The following is a 14,558-nucleotide window of genomic DNA, read 5'->3' as shown; positions in this document are numbered from 1 at the left end:
GCGGCCGCCCTACCCTGCGGGGGCCCCGGTGCGGGGACCGGGAGCCGGGGGGAGGACGCGTGACGGGCGCCTTCGACGGCTCCGTGGACTCCGCCGTCGCCCCCGACCGCTCGCCGTGGCCGGCCCGGGTGCTCGCCGTGGTCGTCGCCGTGCTGGTGACGGCGCCGGCGCTGGCCCCCGGCCACGTGAACCTCGTCGACATGGTCTCGGTGCCCCGCCAGGACCTCGACCTCGACGCCCTCGGGCTGGGCGGCTCGCTGCCGCGGGCGGTCCCGGTCGACGGCGCGATGGGGCTGCTCACCGCCGTCGTCCCCGGGGACCTGGTGCAGAAGGCGGTGCTGCTGCTGACCGTCGCCGCGGCGGTGCTCGGTGCCGCCCGGCTGGTGCCCCCGGGGCCCGACGGCCGGCGCGGACTGGCCGGGGCGGTCGCCGGGCTGGTCTACGGCTGGAGCCCCTACCTGGCCGAGCGGCTGCTCCTCGGCCACTGGGCGCTGCTGGTCGGCTGGGCGGCGCTGCCCTGGATCGTGCGGGCCGGCCTGCGGCTGCGCGCCGGCGAGCCGCGGGCGTGGCCGCGGCTGGTGCTCGCCGTCGCGCCCGCGGCGCTCACCCCCACCAGCAGCCTGCTGGCTGCCGGCGCGGTCCTCGCCGGCACCGGCCTGCGGCGCGCGCCCGCCGGGCTGGGTGCCGTGGCGCTGCTGTCGGCGCCCTGGGTGGTCGCCGGGGCGCTCAGCCCCGCCGGTGGCACCTCCGACCCGGCCGGGGTGGCCGCCTTCGCCGCGCGCGGCGAGAACTGGGCGGGCGCGGTGGGCGCGGTGCTCGGCACCGGCGGTGTCTGGAACGGCGCGGCGGTCCCCGACAGCCGGACGTCGGCGCTGGTCCCGCTGGTCACCGCGCTGCTGCTCGGGCTCGCCGTCGCCGGCTGGGCTGGCCGCGGTGCGCGCCGCGGCGCCGGCACCCGGCTGCTCGCGCTCGGCGCCGCGGGCCTGCTGCTCGCCCTCGCCGGGGTGCTGCCGGGCGCTGCGGCACTGCTCGAGGCGGCCGTCGCCGGGGTGCCGGGCGCGGGCCTGCTGCGCGACGGGCAGAAGTGGGCCGCCTGGTGGGCGCTGCCGCTGGCCGTCGGCGCCGGGCTCGGCGCCCGCCGCGCGGTCGCGGCCGCCGGCACGGTGCTGCCCCGCGCCGCCGCCGCGGCGGCAGCCGGGCTGGCGCTGCTGCTGCCGCTGGTCGCCGTCCCCGACCTGGCCTGGGGCGTCGGCGGCCGGTTGCAGCCGGCCGCCTGGCCGGGGGAGTGGCAGACCGTCCGCGAGGTGCTGGCCGACGACGGCGCGCCGGGCGACGTGCTGGTCCTCCCGGCCGGCGCCTACCGCGCCTTCGCCTGGAACGACGGCCGCACGCAGCTCGACCCGGCCGCACGCTGGCTGACCCGGCCGGTGGTCGCCGACGGCACGCTGGTCGTCGACGGCGCGCCCGTGCGCGGCGAGGACCCCCGCGCGGCGGGGGTGCTCCCCGCCGCCGGGGACCCCGACCGGCTGGCCCGGCTCGGCGTGGGCTGGGTGCTGGTCGAGCTCGGCACGCCCGGCCCGCCGGTGCCCGCGGCGGTGACCGCCCTGCCGCTGGTCGTCGACGGCTCGGAGCTGCGGCTGTACCGCGTGCCCGGCGCGGTCGAGGGACCGCGGCCCGGCGCGCTCCGGACCGCGGCGGTGCTGCTGGCTCACGGCGCCGCGCTGGGCGCGGTGGCGGGTGCCGCGTTGTGGATCACGCTCGCGGCGTCTATGGTCCCGCTGCGTCGCCGTCCCCCGGAGAATCGAGTCGCCGCGTGAAGACCCTCCTGGCCGTCCTGCTGTCCCTCGGCGCCGGCGCCGGTGTCGGTGCCGCCGCCGTCGCGGGCGTGACCGCCGTGGTCGACCCCGACACCTCCGCGGTCGAGCAGAGCGACCAGCAGCCGGTCGACGTCCTCGACTACGGCACCCGCGGCTGACCCGGTGCCGGCGTCCGCCCGCGCGGACGCCAGCACCGCACCCCAGCCCCGCACGCTCGACCCCCAGTCCAGCCCGGCGGCGTGGCGGGCCGCGGCCGCGCCCATGGCCGCCCGCGCGGGCGCGTCGTCGAGCAGCCGCTCCACCGCCGCCGTCAGCCCGTCGAGGTCGTCGGCGAGCAGGCCCGTGCGGCCGTCGAGCACCGACTCGGTGAGCCCGCCGGCCGAGCGGTAGCCCACCGTCGGCGTCCGGTGGGCACCTGCCTCGGTGACCACCAGCCCCCAGCCCTCCTTGACCGAGGGGCACAGGTGCACCCAGGCGCGCGCGAGCTCGGCGTGCTTGGCCTCCTCGCCGAGGAAGCCGTGGAACTCCACCCGGTGGGCGACGCCGAGCCGCGCGGCCTCGGCGCGCAGCCGCTCGTCCCACCAGCCCTCCCCGACGACCGCCAGCGACAGGTCCGGCCGGTGCCGGCCCAGCCGGGCCAGCACCTCCAGCGCGTGCTCGACCCGCTTGTGCGGCACCAGCCGGCCCAGCACCACCAGCCGGGGAGCGGCCGAGCGCTCCACCGTCACCGGCGGCGCCGGCTCGACGCCGTTGGGGACGACGGTCACCCGGGCGGGCGCCACGCCGAGGCCGGCGAGCTCGCGGCGGGTCGCGTCCGACACCGTCACGTACCGGGAGCGCCGGTACACCCACGGGGCCAGCCGCGACTCCAGCCACCAGCCGACGGCGCCGCCGAGCCGGCCGAACACGATCGGCCACTGCTCGCGGTGCACGTGGTGGACGAGCACCACCACCGGCGCGCGGGTGACCAGCGGGCTGCAGAACGGCAGCCCGTTCTGCACGTCGACGACCAGCCGCGGCCGGCGCCGGGCCACGTGCAGCAGCGCCCGCGGGTAGACCGCCAGCCGCCCGCCGCGGCGGACCACCCGCACGCCGCGGACGACCTCCTCGCGCGGCGCCCGCTCGTGCGCCGCGCAGAACAGCTCGACGTCCAGCCCGGCGGCCGCCAGGCCCTCGGCGACGCGGTGCACGTACCGTTCGGACCCGCCGCCCTCGGGGTGGCGCTCGTCGCGCCAGTTGACGAAGAGGACGTCGGCCGGCGGTCGTCGGCGGCGGGAGACGCGGATCACCCGCGGCACGATACAGACGCGTACCAGCCATTCCAGCCGCCCGAATGGTCGACAGAGGGAGACAGCACGGAATGGACCGGACCGCCACTCTGGAACGGTCGGTGCGCCTGTTCCGCGCGTTCCTGGTCGAGCAGACCGACCCCGACACGTTCTACGGCGCGCTGGCCGATGACTCCGTGCGGCAGCTGGCGCGGTGGACCGACCTCGCCGGCGCCACCGTCCTCGACGTCGGCGGCGGCCCGGGCTACTTCGCCCGCGCCTTCCGCGCGGCCGGGGCGACCTACGTGGGGCTCGAGCCCGACGCCGGGGAGATGGCCGCGCGCGGCGCGCCCGAGCCGGGCACCCTGCGCGGCAGCGGCGAGGCCCTGCCGGTCCGCACCGGCGCCGTCGACGTCTGCTACTCGTCCAACGTCCTCGAGCACGTGGCGCGGCCGTGGGTGATGGCCGAGGAGATGGTGCGGGTGACCAGGCCCGGCGGCACGGTCCTGCTGTCGTTCACGCCGTGGCTGTCCCCGTGGGGTGGCCACGAGACCGCGCCCTGGCACTACCTGGGCGGTGCCCGCGCCCGCCGCCGCTACCGCCGCCGCACCGGTCGGGAGCCCAAGAACCGCTACGGCGAGTCGCTGTTCGCCGTCTCGGCCGGGGCGGCGGTGCGGTGGGCGCGGCGCTGCCCTCACGCCGACCTGCTCGCCGTCCTCCCGCGGTACCACCCCTGGTGGGCGGCGTGGGTCACCCGCGTGCCGGGGCTGCGCGAGGTGGCGTCGTGGAACGTCGTCCTGGTGCTGCGCCGTCACGACCCGTGACAGCTGGTAACGGCGGTTACCGGCTCGTTCGTCGGGGCCGATAACGGCGGGTACCGACCCGATCGGGGGACCGGTACCCGCGGGGACCGGCCGGAGTTGGCGTGTGGCCTACCCGACAGTAATGTGACGCCGCCGCGACGCCGCAGGAGCCGTCGCAACGCCTCGGGAGGTCCCTCCACATGCGCCGACGTGTCCTCGGGCTCGTTCTCCTGGGCCTGGGAGGCCTCTGCCTCGGTGCCGCCCTCGCCGTCCGGCTGTTCCTCGCGCCGGCGCTGGTGAGCCTGCCGCTGGACCAGGAGGCGACGTCCGAGGCGAGCGACGACGCGGCCACCTACCTCGACCTCGGGGAGCTCCAGGAGGTCCGGGGGCCGATCACCGCGCGGCTGACCGTCCAGGGCGACCCGTCCGCCGACGAGGCCTCCGACGACGTCGCGGTGTGGAACTACGGCACCGCCATCACCGACGAGGACGGCGAGCTGGTCACCGCGCCCACCGAGGTCGTCAACTGCCTCGACCGCGACACCGCTGCGAGCGTCGGCTGTGACGCCCGGTCGATCAACGGCGAGCCGGTCGACATCGAGGGCCTGACCCTCACCTTCCCGTTCGACACCGAGCAGCGCGACTACGACCTGTGGAACAACAGCGTCCGGGAGGCGGTCCCGGCCCGCTACGACGGCGAGGACGAGGTCGAGGGCGTCGAGGTCTACCGCTTCGTGCAGTCGATCCCGGAGACCGTCATCTCCCAGGTCGAGGTCCCCGGGACGCTGGCCGGCGAGTCGTCCGGCGACACCGTCACCGCCGACGTCGTCTACAGCAGCGAGCGGGAGATCCTCGTCGAGCCGGTCAGCGGCAAGATCGTCCGCTCGGTCGAGCAGCCGGTCACCGTGCTCCGCGGTCCCTCCGGCGACGACGGGGTGACCGTCCTCGCCGCCGACCTCGGCCCGTCCGAGGAGGGGGTGCGCACCGCGGCCGAGGGCGCGGCCGAGACCCGCGACCAGATCACGCTGGTGCAGCGAACCCTGCCGCTCGCCCTCGCCGGGCTGGGCGCCGTGCTCCTCGTCGCCGGTGTGCTCCTGTTCCTCCGCTCCCGGCAGGGCGGCCACCGGTCCGCCGGCCCCGACACCCCCCAGCGGGCCGAGCCGGTGACCGTGACCCGGTGACGCCGATCGGCCCGCGCGGCCGGCTCCCGGAGCCGTGACCGCGACGCTCGCCCCCGAGCCCGCCGGGACCCTCCCGGCGGGCTCGGTCGCGTCCCGGGCGGCGACGGCGCCCGCGCCGGAGGCGGGCGGGGGACGGCTGCTGCACCGGGTGCGGCTGGGCGTCGTGTGCCTGGCCCTGCTCGGGCTGGCGCTGTCGCAGTCACCCGGGCGGGTGATCGCCGACACCAAGCTCGACCTCGCGGTCGACCCGTGGGGCTTCCTCGGGCGGGCGCTGCACCTGTGGGAGCCCGAGGGCTTCGCCGGCCAGGTGCAGAACCAGGCCTACGGCTACCTCTTCCCGATGGGGCCGTTCTCCGCCCTGGGCGACGCGGTGGGCCTGCCGGCGTGGGTCGTGCAGCGGCTGTGGCTGGCGCTGGTGATGTGCACGGCCTTCCTCGGCGTCGTCGTCCTGGCCCGGCGGTTGAGCATCGGGACCCCGGCCGCGGGTCTGGTCGGCGGGCTGGCCTACGCCCTCGCCCCGCGGATGGTCACCGCGCTGGGCGCCACCTCGGTGGAGGTGGTGCCGATGGCCGTCGCGCCGTGGGTGCTGGTGCCGCTGGTCGGCGCTGCCGCGGCCCGCTCGCCGCGTCGGGCGGCGGCCGTGTCCGGGCTGGCGGTGCTCTGCGCGGGCGGGGTCAACGCGGTCGCCGCCGCCGCCGTGCTGCCGCTGCCGGTCCTGTGGCTGCTCACCCGCCCCGCCGGGCCGCTGCGGCGCCGGCTGGCCGCCTGGTGGGCCGTTGCGGTCGCGCTGGCCACCGCGTGGTGGGCCGGCCCGCTGCTGCTGCTCGGCCGGTACAGCCCGCCGTTCCTCGACTACATCGAGAGCGCCGACGTCACGACCGCGCCGACCGACGTGCTGTCGGTGCTGCGCGGGGTCGACCACTGGGTGGCCTACCTGGGCACCGCGAGCGGGCCGCTGTGGCCGGCCGGGTGGTCGCTGGTGGTCGACGTGCTGCCCGCGACCGGCACGCTGGTGCTCGCCGGCGCCGGCCTGCTGTCCCTCACCCGGCGTGACCTGCCCGAGCGCACCTGGCTGGTCCTCGGCGTGCTCGCCGGCGTCGCCCTGGTCACCCTCGGCCACCTCGCGACCGTCGACGGCCTGCTGGCCGGCCCGCTGAACGCCGCGCTCGACGGCCCGCTCGCGCCGCTGCGCAACGTGCACAAGTTCGACCTGGTCCTGCGGCTGCCGCTGGCGCTGGCGCTGGCGCACCTGGTCGCCGTCCTGGCCCGCCGCGCGGGAGAGCGGGCCCCCGACCGCGGGTGCGCGGCGCTCCCGGCCTGGCCGGCGGGGTGGCCGGGGCCGGGCACCGTGCTGGCCCGCGCGGTCCTCGCCGTCGTCGTCCTGGCCCTGGCCGCCACGGTCTCCCCGGCGGCGGCCGGACGGCTGGCGCCACCCACCGGGTTCGAGGAGGTCCCCGGCTACTGGGCGGAGGCGGCCGGCTTCCTCGCCGCCGACCGGGCCGGCGGCCGGGCGCTGCTGGTCCCCGGCTCGTCGTTCGGCACCTACGCGTGGGGCAGCCCGCAGGACGAGCCGCTGCAGCCGCTGGCGGACTCGCCGTGGGACGTCCGCAACGCCGTGCCGCTCACCCCCGAGGGCCACATCCGGGTGCTCGACGCCGTCGAGGCCCAGCTCGCCACCGGCGAGGGCTCGGCGGGGCTGACCCGCTTCCTGGCCCGCGCCGGCTTCTCCCACCTCGTGCTGCGCAACGACCTCGACACGGGGGCGGCCGGGTCCACGCGGCCGGTCCTGGTGCGCCAGGCGCTGCGGAGCTCCCCGGGCATCACGCCGGTCGCCTCGTTCGGGCCCGACGTGCCCGCGCTGCCCTACACCGACGGCGTCGTCCTCGACGCCGGCCTGGCGGAGCCCGCGCCGGCGCTGGAGGTCTACGCCGTCGAGGACCCGGCGCCGCGGGCGTGGACCGCTCCGCTGGCCGACGCGGTGACGGTGGCCGGCGGCCCCGACGCCGTGCTCGCCCTGGAGGAGCGCGGCCTGGTCTCCGGGCGGCCCACCGTGCTGGCCGGCACCGCACCCGCGGGCGCGGGTCCGACGGTGGTCAGCGACGCGCTGGTCCGCCGGGAGCGCAGCTTCGGCCGGATCACCCGGGCGACCTCCGCCGCGCTCGCCGCCGACGACCCGCGCCGCCTCCCCGGCCCGGCCCGCGACTACGCGGTGCCCGCCCCCGTCCTCGCGGAGACCGTCGTCCGCCACGAGGGCGGCACGTCCGGCGCGTCGAGCTCGGCCTCCGACGCCGGCAACCTCGGCGGCGCCCACCCCGACGCCTCCCCGTGGGCGGCGCTCGACGGCGACGTCTCCACCGCCTGGCGGCCCGCCGACGTCGTCGGCGGCGCGGGTGCGGCGGAGTGGCGGCTGACCACCGACCGGCCCTTCCTCGCCGCCGGCGTGACGATCACCCTGTCCGCCGACACCGCCGACGACGCCCCCGCCGAGGTCCGCCTCACCACCGACACCGGCACCATCACCCGGCCGCTGCGCGCCACCGCCGAGCCGCAGGACCTGCCGCTGCCCGCCGGCCGCACCAGCACCCTCACCGTGGGCGTCGACGCGGGCACCGGCGCCGCGCTCGCGCTGGCCGAGGTGGCGCTGCCGGGGGTGACCGTCACCCGCACCCTCGTGACACCGGCCCCCGACGGCGAGGTCACCGCCTGGGTGTTCGACGCGCTCGGCCCGCACGGGGCGGCGTCGGGTTGCGTGACCGACGCCGACGGCGACCCGCGCTGCGCCGCGGTCCTCGCCGCAGGCGCCGAGGAGGGCGTCGGTCTCGACCGCACGTTCACCGCGACCGCGGCGGGGGAGGCCGCGCTCGCGGTCACGGCCGCGCCGCGCCCGGGCCCGGCCCTGGACGCCCTGCTCGCCGAGGCCGGCGGGGTCGGCGTCGGTGTCACCGCGAGCAGCACCGCGGTGACCGACCCCCGCGCGAGCGCGCTGGCGGCCGTCGACGGCGACCCGGCGACCGCCTGGCGGGCGGCCGCGGACGACGACGCACCCACCCTCACGCTCGCCTGGCCCGAGCCGCGCACCGTCGACTCGCTGCGTGTGGTCACGACCCCGGGCCTGGCCGCGTCCTTCCCGACGGCGGTCACCCTCACCGCGGGCGGGCTGCCGCGCACCCTCGACCTCGACGACGACGGCGCCGTCCGCTTCGCGCCGGTGACCACCGACCGGCTCGAGGTGTCCTTCGAGCTGCCGCTGGAGCTGCAGACCCTCGACCCCGCCACCCGCTTCGTCACGCCGCTGGGTGTCGGGGTCAGCGAGCTCGAGGTCGGCGGTGCGCCCACCACGCTCGATGCCGCCGCCCGCGTCACCGTCCCGTGCGGGGAGGGCCCGGTGGTCACCGTGGACGGGGCGCCCCACCGGACGACCGTGACGACGACCGTCGGTGCCCTGCGTGAGCTGCGGGCCCTCGACCTGGAGCTGTGCGACGGCGTCCCGGTGCCGCTGGTCGCGGGCGAGCACCGCCTGGTCGCCACCGGCACCGACGTGCTCGCCGTCCGCTCCGCGACGCTGACCGGCCCGGGTGCACCCACCGCCCCGGGGAGTCGCGAGGCCGCCCGCGTGACCCGCTGGGACGCCGAGCACCGCGCCGTCGAGGTGGCCGCGCGGGACGAGGCCACGCTGCTGGTCGTCCCGGAGAACACCAACCCCGGCTGGACGGCGTCGCTGGACGGCACGGCCCTGGAGACGGTCGTCGTCGACGGCTGGCAGCAGGGCTACGTGCTGCCGCCCGGCGCGGCGGGGACGGTGTCGCTGGAGTTCGCGCCCGGGGCGGCCTACCGCGGCGCGCTGGCGGCCGGTGCCGGCGCGGTGGCGCTGCTCGCCGTGCTCGCGCTGCTGCCCGTCCGGCGCCCGCGGCCGGTCGAGGCGGGCCGGCGCACCCGCGGCGCGGTCGCCGTCGTCGGCGCGGCCGTGGTCGCCGGCACCGCCCTGGTCGGCGGCCTCGTCGGGCTGGGTCTGCTGGCGGCGGCGGTGCTGGTCGCCGGTGGCGTGGTCCGGGCGCGGCGGTCCGCCGTCCTGGGTGGGCTCGCGGCAGGGGCCGTGGCGGCCGCCGGCGTCCTGCTGTTCACCGTCCCCGCCGCCACCGGCACCGTCCGGCAGGTGCTCGCGGTGGCCGCGCTCGCGGCCGTGGCGGCCACCGTGCTGCCCGCTCCCGACCTCCGCCGGGCGGCCGGCCGGCTGCCCGGGCGCCGCCCGCGCTGAGCGGGCTCAGGGAGCGAGCGCCTGCGCCTCGTCCTCGTCGCGGGCGATCACCCGGTCGGCGGCGCGCACGGGCGGTCGGTCGGGGACGACCGAGCGCAGCCGTTCGACCAGCGGCCGCTCGACCAGCCGGTAGGACAGCGCGGCCACCGCGACGGACACGGCGAGCGTCCCACCGAGCACCAGCGGGAGGGGGCTCTCGAACAGGTCCCAGAACGAGACCAGCAGCAGCATGTGGAACAGGAAGACGCCGTAGGAGATCTCGCCGGCCCAGTGCATCGGCCGGGAGGCGAGGAACCGGCGGGTGCGGCCCTCGGTCTGCGCGCCGAACACCAGGGGCAGCAGCGCCAGGCCGGCGATGCCGGTGTAGAGCACGTGCTTGACGACGACCTGGGCGCCGGTGAGGGGCTGGTCGAGTTCCACCGAGCCGGTCAGCGGGCCCGACGCCACCCAGAACAGCGCCGCGGCGCCGGCCCAGCAGGTCCACGGGCTCGACGCGAGCACCTGCACCCGGCGGACCGCCGCGCCGTCGGGGGCGGAGACGGTCAGGACGGCGACGGCCATGCCGGCGGCGAACCACGACAGGTAGGCCGGCAGCCACAGCGTCAGGGAGCCGAGCACCAGTGGGTCGCTCGCCGCCCACAGGCTCCACGCGAAGCCCAGCAGCGAGAGCACGCCGAGACCGGCGAACAGCCGGCGCGGCCGCCATCCGCCGCCGCCGGCCGCGACCAGGCCGCGGACCAGCAGCGGCAGCAGCAGGTAGAAGGCGACCTCGGTGCACAGGCTCCAGGCGTGGTCGAGGCCCTCGGCGTGCCAGTCCCGCGCGTAGACCTGGGTCAGGGTGAGGAAGCGCAGCCAGTCGCCGGCGGTGGTGCCCTGGTTGCCCGGCAGGAAGAGCAGTGCCAGTGCGACGCACAGCCAGTACGCCGGGAGGATCCGCAGCGCCCGGCGCCAGAGGTAGGCCCCGGTCCGCGGGGCGGGGCGGCCCTCGGCGGCCGCCCGGAACAGCGGCTGGGACAGCAGGAAGCCCGAGAGGGTGAAGAACACCGCGACGCCGATGTCGAGCCGTGCCAGCGCGTACCCGCCGAGGTCGGGCGTGTAGGACCCGGCCCAGAACGCGGCGTGGGTGGTGACGACGGCGAGGGCGGCCAGCGCCCGCAGCCCGTTGAGGCAGGGGTAGCGCACCGCGGTCACGCCCCGCCCAGCGGCCGGGGCACGCCGACCGTCACCGCGCCCACGCACACCGGCACCTGCGGGTCGTCCACGCTCACCACGAGCTCCGCCACCGGCCCCTCGACCTGCAGGTAGAGGTCGTGCAGCCCGCCGCCGACCAGCGCGCCGCCGAGGGTGTCGCCGGCCTGCACCGTGATCGCGTTGCCCGCGCCGGCGATGTAGGCGACCTGCACGATCCACCGGCCCTCGGGGACCGGGCGCTGGAGCGGCACGGTCACCGGGCCGGCCGCGACCTGCCAGCCGCAGTCGGGCGCGGGCCCGGTCCCCGACGTGCTGACCGGGTCGACCGCGGCGAGCTGCCCGCGGCCCCGGTCGTCGAGCACCACCAGCTGGTAGCCGATCTCGCCGACCTGCAGGAAGTGCGGCTGGGCCGGCAGCCCCGACAGCACCACCGACGCCCGGTTGGCCGGCTCCAGCGCCGCCGGCAGGACCTCCTCGGGCACCGGGGTGTCGGCGAGGACGAGGGCCTGCTGGCCGCCCACCGAGGCTCGCGCCTCGGCCACGTAGTCGCGGGTGGCGTTCACCGACCAGAACTGCCCGAACCCGGCGGTGGAGAGGAACCAGCCGACGGCGAGCGCGCCGGCCACCGCGACCCCCAGGGCCGGGCGGGCGGACCCCCGCCCGGCGGCTCTCCCGGCGCCGCGGCGTGGGCGGTTCACGGCCGGGGCGCCGCGGACGGGCAGGAACGCCGCGGCCAGGCCCAGCGCCGCGACCAGCGCGAGGGTGGCCGGCGGGACCGTGCCCGTGGGCAGCCCGCCGACGACGTCGGCGCGGTCCGGGGACGCCGCCTCGCCGAGCAGCACGACGCCACCGGTCGCCACCGCCACCAGCCAGGCGCGCAGCGCGCCGCGGCGGAGGACGACGCTGCCGGCGACCACGGTCGCGACCACGGCCGCCGCGCCCCACACCAGCGCGTCCGGCGGCGCCGGGACCGCGAACGGCAGCGCCACGGGACGCCAGACCCACGGACCACCGACCAGCCCGGGCAGCACCGTCCGGGCCAGCTCGCCGGGCAGGCCGCCGGACGCGTCGCGGAACACGGCGGCGTCGACGAGCGGGCCGGCCGAGACCAGGCTCCGCGCGACCAGCCCGACCACCACCCCGGTCGCCTGCGCCGCCCAGGCGACCGGCCCGGCGCCGAGCGCGCGCATCCTGTCCCGCGCGGAGCCGGCCGTCGCCCACAGGGCGGTGACCACCACCAGCAGCAGCGGGACCAGCAGCACCCACCCGGAGAACAGCAGCCCGACGGCGACGGCCAGCCCGCCGACCACTGCCGGCCCGGGCGCGCGGGTGCGCAGGTACCGCACGTGCGCGCCCAGCGCGGTCAGCAGGACCAGCTGGAGCGGCAGCTGCACCAGCGCGGCGCTCCACCACAGGCCGCCGACGAGGGGCAGCGAGCTGGCCAGGTACACGGTGAAGGGCAGCAGCACGGCCGGCCGGCGCCCGAACAGGTCGACCAGCAGCCGGTAGAGCAGCAGGTCGACGACGAGCTGGCCGACCACCAGCAGGGCGACCAGCCCCGGCCACGAGTAGGGCGCGACCGAGGCGACGCCGCGGGCCAGCGCCGCCGCACCGGGCGGGCCGGGGACCTCGCCGGTCAGGCCGATGAGCTCGGCCGCGGCCAGGACGTCCTGTCGGGTGAGCCAGCCGCCGGCCGCCGTCCACGCGCGCGCCGCCAGGTGCACGGCCACGAGGACCGCGGCGACCGCCGGGACCAGGGCCTCCCGCTCGACGCTCAGCTGGAGGACCGCGCGCCGGGACGAGGCGGGCGGTGTCCCCCCGGCGGCCGGGCCTCCGGCGGGGGCGCCGACGTCCGCGGGTGCAGCCATGGAACTCCGATCCTGTGAGCGAGGTCTCGGAGAGGGTAAGCGGGGCAGGTTACCGACCGGTAGCCCACCGGGGGAGGAGCCGGCGTCAGGCGCGGTGGGCGACCAGCTGGACCAGCACCTCGGTGGCGACGTCGGTGTCGTCGCCGAGCGCCGCGGCCTCCCCGCGCTCCACGCGGGCGAGCATGAGCTCGTTGAGCCCGCCGACGGCGGCCAGCACCAGCGCGCGGTCGACCGGGCGCACCTCGTCGGGGTGCCGCCGGGCCAGGTCGGCGGCGACGCCGCAGATCAGCTCCACGTAGCGGTCGATGACCTGCCGCCGCAGGGCCAGCGCCGGCCGGCCGGCCGCCTGCACCTCGACCAGCGCCGCCCACGCCACCTCGGGGTTGGCGGCCAGCACCTCGAGGTAGGCGCGCACCGCCGTCCGCAGCCGGTCCCGCCACGGCAGGCCCGCCGCGGCGGCGTGCTCCTGGGCGGCCTGCACGGTGGCGAGCATCTTGTCGGTGGCGCGGGTGTAGAGCTCGAGGAGGCAGTGCTCCTTGTCGCGGAAGTGCGCGTAGACGACGGTCTTGGACACCCGGCCCTCGCGGGCGATGTCGGAGATCGTCGTGGCGCGGTAGCCCTTGGCTGCCATGGAGGTGGCCAGCGCGAGCAGGATGCGCACCCGGCGGGCGGCGTCGTCCTCGGTGAGGTCGGCCGGCGAGACCAGGGCGTCCACGGGTGGATGCTACGGCCGCCGGACCGGCGGGACGGCCGGCGACACCGCCGCGCGGGCGGCACGGTGAGGCGGTTCACGGGCGCGGCCGGGAACACCCGGCGGCCGGGCGCTGTCGTCACCGGGGTGACGCCCCCGACGCCCGCCCGTGCGCCGCTGCGCGCCTACGCCGTCTGGCTCACGGCGCTGGCCGCCTACGTCGTCGCCGTCTTCCACCGCGCCTCCCTGGGCGTCGCGGGCGTGGAGGCCCAGGAGCGGTTCTCCGCCGGCGCCTCGGCGGTCTCGCTGTTCCTCGTGCTCCAGCTGGCCGTCTACGCCGGGCTGCAGGTGCCGGTCGGGGTGGCGCTGGACCGGTTCGGCTCCCGCCGGCTGCTGCTCGCCGGCGGCCTGACCATGGCCGCGGGCCAGCTGGTGCTGGCGCTGGCCACCGACGTCCCCACCGCCGTCGCCGCGCGGGTGCTGGTCGGCGCCGGTGACGCGATGACCTTCATCAGCGTGCTGCGGGTGGTCGGCCTCTGGTTCCCCGGGCCCACCGTCCCGCTGGTCACCCAGCTCACCGGCATCCTCGGCCAGGTCGGGCAGATCCTGGCGGCCTATCCGCTGGTGGCGCTGCTGCACGCCGCCGGCTGGCAGAGCACGTTCGTCGGTGCCGCGGCGGTCGGGGTGCTCGTCGCCGTCCTGGTGCTCACCACGCTGCGCGACGCCCCGCCCGGGACGCCGCCGCCCGGCGCCGCGGGGCTGGCCGAGGTGCGCCGCAGCCTGACGCTCACCTGGCGCGAGCCCGGCACCCGGATCGGCCTCTACACGCACCTGGTCACCCAGTTCTCCGGCACCGTGTTCGCGCTGCTGTGGGGCTATCCCTTCCTCGTCGTCGGCCAGGGGCTCTCCCCGGCGACGGCGGCCGGGCTGCTCAGCCTGCTGGTGGTCGTCGGCATGGCCGTCGGGCCGCTGCTGGGCCGGCTGTGCGGGCGGTGGCCGCTGCGGCGCTCGGTCCTGGTGCTCACCATCCTCGGCCTGACGGCGACCACCTGGACGGTGGTCCTGCTGTGGCCGGGCCGCGCGCCGCTGTGGCTGCTGGCCGTGCTGGTCGTCGTCCTCGGCACCAACGGCCCCGGCTCGATGATCGGCTTCGACTTCGCCCGCACCTGGAACCCCGCCGAGCGGCAGGGCAGCGCCAGCGGTGTGGTCAACGTCGGCGGGTTCGTGGCCTCGCTGCTGACCATCCTGGCCATCGGGGCGGTCCTCGACCTGCTCACCCCCGGCGCCTCGACCGCCTACGACCTGGACGCGTTCCGCGCCGCGTTCGCCGTCCAGTACCTGTTCTGGGCGATCGGCCTGGTCGGCGTGCTGCGCCACCGCCGGGTGCTGCGCGCGCGGCTGGCCCGCGGCGGCGTGGTCCTCGCGCCGCTGCGTGTCGCCGTCACCGCGCGGCTGCGCGGGTCGTCGGCCTCCCGCTGACCTCT

9 protein-coding genes are annotated in these 14,558 nt (G+C 78.2%); 5 read left to right on the top strand and 4 right to left on the bottom strand.

Annotated elements, in window-relative coordinates; translation table 11 throughout:
• Positions 1-59 precede the first annotated feature (59 nt).
• The gene (locus tag ACI79V_RS01115) at positions 60-1,817 is read left to right on the top strand and encodes a hypothetical protein (RefSeq protein ID WP_456886048.1); all 1,758 of its coding nucleotides are present in this window, start codon (positions 60-62) and stop codon (positions 1,815-1,817) included.
• Here ACI79V_RS01115 and ACI79V_RS01110 read toward each other — a convergent pair.
• Positions 1,709-3,106 carry a glycosyltransferase family 4 protein gene (locus tag ACI79V_RS01110; RefSeq protein WP_456886046.1) on the bottom strand — a complete coding sequence of 466 codons (1,398 nt, stop codon included), beginning with the start codon at positions 3,104-3,106 and terminating at the stop codon, positions 1,709-1,711. The two genes, ACI79V_RS01115 and ACI79V_RS01110, sit on opposite strands and share 109 nt — an antisense overlap.
• Before the next feature lie 71 nt (positions 3,107-3,177).
• Between ACI79V_RS01110 and ACI79V_RS01105 the strand changes: the two genes are divergently transcribed.
• The 3 genes from ACI79V_RS01105 to ACI79V_RS01095 all read left to right on the top strand — a co-directional run bounded on the left by ACI79V_RS01105 (position 3,178) and on the right by ACI79V_RS01095 (position 9,324).
• Positions 3,178-3,909, top strand: a complete 732-nt coding sequence (locus tag ACI79V_RS01105) for a class I SAM-dependent methyltransferase (RefSeq protein WP_456886044.1) — start codon at positions 3,178-3,180, stop codon at positions 3,907-3,909.
• A 179-nt stretch (positions 3,910-4,088) separates the two neighbouring features.
• Positions 4,089-5,069, top strand: coding sequence for a DUF3068 domain-containing protein (locus ACI79V_RS01100; RefSeq protein WP_456886042.1), 981 nt, complete (start codon positions 4,089-4,091; stop codon positions 5,067-5,069).
• 34 nt (positions 5,070-5,103) lie between these two features.
• Complete coding sequence (locus ACI79V_RS01095) at positions 5,104-9,324, top strand: alpha-(1->3)-arabinofuranosyltransferase domain-containing protein (protein ID WP_456886040.1); 4,221 nt, start codon at positions 5,104-5,106, stop codon at positions 9,322-9,324.
• Between the two features lie 6 nt (positions 9,325-9,330).
• Here the strand turns inward: ACI79V_RS01095 and ACI79V_RS01090 are convergent, their stop codons facing one another.
• The 3 genes from ACI79V_RS01090 to ACI79V_RS01080 form a co-directional block, all read right to left on the bottom strand.
• On the bottom strand, positions 9,331-10,515 hold the full coding sequence (locus ACI79V_RS01090; protein ID WP_456886038.1) for an acyltransferase family protein: 1,185 nt from the start codon (positions 10,513-10,515) through the stop codon (positions 9,331-9,333).
• Complete coding sequence (locus ACI79V_RS01085) at positions 10,512-12,383, bottom strand: hypothetical protein (RefSeq protein ID WP_456886036.1); 1,872 nt, start codon at positions 12,381-12,383, stop codon at positions 10,512-10,514. The genes ACI79V_RS01090 and ACI79V_RS01085 overlap by 4 nt, the downstream gene beginning before the upstream one ends.
• Positions 12,384-12,468: 85 nt before the next feature.
• A complete protein-coding gene (locus ACI79V_RS01080; protein WP_456886034.1) occupies positions 12,469-13,098 on the bottom strand; it encodes a TetR/AcrR family transcriptional regulator in 630 nt (209 codons plus the stop codon).
• 123 nt (positions 13,099-13,221) lie between these two features.
• On the opposite strand from ACI79V_RS01080, the gene ACI79V_RS01075 reads away from it, so the two are divergent.
• Positions 13,222-14,553 (top strand): MFS transporter, encoded by a 1,332-nt coding sequence (locus ACI79V_RS01075; protein ID WP_456886032.1) that lies wholly within the window; start codon positions 13,222-13,224, stop codon positions 14,551-14,553.
• Positions 14,554-14,558 lie beyond the last annotated feature (5 nt).

It is taken from the genome of Geodermatophilus sp. SYSU D00700, assembly GCF_054050255.1.
This window is presented reverse-complemented; position numbering and strand designations above follow the sequence as displayed.